The sequence below is a fragment of the Streptomyces solincola genome, from assembly GCF_002982015.1.
GTDB lineage: Bacteria > Actinomycetota > Actinomycetes > Streptomycetales > Streptomycetaceae > Streptomyces > Streptomyces solincola.
The window spans coordinates 1-2,351 of the sequence record NZ_PVLV01000735.1 but is presented as its reverse complement, the minus strand read 5'-3'; the positions used below and the strand labels follow the sequence as shown (position 1 = coordinate 2,351).

Annotated in this window: 3 protein-coding genes; all 3 read right to left on the bottom strand. The window is 75.1% G+C overall.

Translation table 11 applies throughout. From position 1 onward, the window contains the following. The coding region (gene eboE, locus C6N75_RS29810) for a metabolite traffic protein EboE (protein WP_105871942.1) at positions 1 to 831 on the bottom strand (831 nt) is incomplete at its 3' end. Between the two features lie 12 nt (positions 832 to 843). Next, on the bottom strand, positions 844 to 1,695 hold the full coding sequence (locus C6N75_RS29805) for a TatD family hydrolase (RefSeq protein WP_105871941.1): 852 nt from the start codon (positions 1,693 to 1,695) through the stop codon (positions 844 to 846). Next, entirely contained in the window at positions 1,695 to 2,309 is a 615-nt protein-coding gene (locus tag C6N75_RS29800; RefSeq protein WP_105871943.1) for an EboA domain-containing protein, read from the bottom strand. The genes C6N75_RS29805 and C6N75_RS29800 overlap by 1 nt, the downstream gene beginning before the upstream one ends. Positions 2,310 to 2,351 lie beyond the last annotated feature (42 nt).

Sequence of the window (2,351 nt, the reverse complement as noted above, 5' to 3'; positions counted from 1 at the left end):
GGTGAGGGTGCGGGTCTGGTGCAGGAAGCGGGGCTCGGCGAACGCCGCCAGGGCCTCGCGGACCTCGGGGAGGTGGGGCCGCTCGGCGTGCAGGGCGGCGGAGAGCTGGGCCTTGGGGATGGAGATCCCCGCGGTGGTCAGGGCGGCCAGGGCGGTCGCCGGGTCCTCGAAGGAGGTGGCGAGGTGGCAGGTGTCCACGCAGACGCCGATCCGGGCGCTGCGCACGGCGGTGAGCGGGGCGATGGCGTCCGAGGTGGTCTCGACGACGCAGCCCGGTTCCGGTTCCAGGGCGATCCGGACGGACTTGCCGGTGAGGTCCTCCAGCGCGTCCAGGCGGGCCGCGAGGGTGGTCAGCGCGGTGTGCGCGGCCTGGGCCGCGGCGCCGTCGAACGGGGTGCGCCAGGCGATGGGGAGGGTGGAGACGGAGCCTTCGGCGGTGTCGTCGGGGAGCAGGGCGGCGAGCAGGTGGGCCAGGTCGGTGGTGTGGGCGAGGCGTTCGGGGCGGGTCCAGTCCGGCTGGTAGACGCGGTACTTGACCTCGGCCGCGCCGAAGCCCTCGTAGGGGAAGCCGTTGAGGGTGACGACCTCCAGGCCGCGGCGGTCGAGTGCGCCGCGCAGGCCGCGCAGGGCGGCGGGGTCGTCGGTGAGCAGCCGGGCGGCGTCCCGGGCGAGCCACAGTCCGATGCCGAGCCGGTCGCGGCCGAGGCGGCGGCGGACCGGTTCGCAGTGGTCGCGCAACTGGGCGAGCACGCCGTCCAGGGTCTCGGCGGGGTGGACGTTGGTGCAGTAGGCGAGGTGGACGGTGGAGCCGTCCGGGTGGCGGAAGCGCATGACCGGCTCCTCTCACTCACCGCCGCGCAGGATGGAGTTGCCCTCGTGCAGGGGGCCCACGTCGCCGGGCGGGTCCAGGCGCAGGCGGCCGCTGAGCCCGTAGAAGGCGACCGGGTTGCGCCACAGCACCTGGTCGACCTGGTCCTCGTCGAAGCCGGCGGCGAGCATCGCGTCGCCGACCCTGCGGGTCATCAGCGGGTCGCTTCTTCCCCAGTCGGCGGCCGAGTTGACCAGCACGCGGTCGGCGCCGTGGTCCTTCAGCACGGCGACCATCCGGTCCTCGTCCATCTTGGTGTCGGGGTAGATGGAGAAGCCGAGCCAGGCGCCGCTGTCGGCGGCCTCCTTGACCGTGGTCTCGTTCAGGTGGTCCAGCAGGACCCGCTCCACCGGCAGTGCGGACTCGCGCACGGCGTCCAGGGTGCGGCGCAGCCCGGCGAGCTTGTCCCGGTGCGGGGTGTGGACGAGGGCGGGCAGGCCGTGGTCGGCGGCCAACTGGAGTTGGGCGGCCAGGGCGTGGTCCTCGGCCGGGGTCATGGAGTCGTAGCCGATCTCGCCGACCGCGACCACGGAGTCCTTGACGAGGTAGCGGGGCAGGGCGCCGAGGACGGGGGCGCAGCGCGGGTCGTTGGCCTCCTTGGGGTTGAGGGCCAGGGCGCAGTGGTGGGCGATGCCGTACTGGGCGGCGCGGAAGGGCTCCCAGCCCAGCAGGGCGTCGAAGTAGTCGAAGAAGGACTCAGGGCTGGTGCGGGGCTGGCCGAGCCAGAAGGACGGTTCGACCACGGCCCGGACCCCGGCGTCGTACATCGCCTGGTAGTCGTCGGTGGTGCGGGAGGTCATGTGGATGTGCGGGTCGAAGATGCGCATCAGGAATCCTCCGGGGGGACGGTCAGGGCGAGGACGCGGTGCAGGTCGCCGGGGACGGGGCGGCCGGCCGCGGTCCGTTCGGCGGCGAGGTCGCCGAGCATGCGGGCCAGTTCCGTATCGCCGCGGGCGCGGGACGCCAGGCCGGCGACGGCGTCCAGGGACACGCCGGTGAACAGGCACTTCAGGACGGCGTGCCGCCAGGCGTGCGGGTCGAGGTGGGTGGCGCCGTAGGGGCCGACGGCGGCGGCGACCAGCCGGGTGTCGTTGGCGCGCAGGGCGTCCTCGACCAGCGGCAGGGCCTCGGGCCCGGAGAGGAGGAAGGTCAGGGCGAGCAGCACGGCGCGGCGTTCGGCGGCGTCGCCGAAGCGGTAGAGCCGGGTCAGGGCGTCCGGCCCCGGCCGGGCGGTGCGCAGCAGCAGGACGCGCACGGCGTCGGCGTGCTCGCCGCCGCAGTGGCGGCCGGCGGAGGCGAACCGCAGCTCCCAGGCGGCCGGCGCGGCGAGCGGCCCGGCCGGGATCCGCTCACCGGCGGCTTCGGCGGGGGCCGCAGTCGAGGCCTCGGCGAGCGCCTCGGAGAGCCAGGTGCGCGCCGGAGCATCGAGCCGGCCGTCGATGTCCGCACGGGAGGGGAGCGAGGGGGGCGAGGGGGGTGAGGG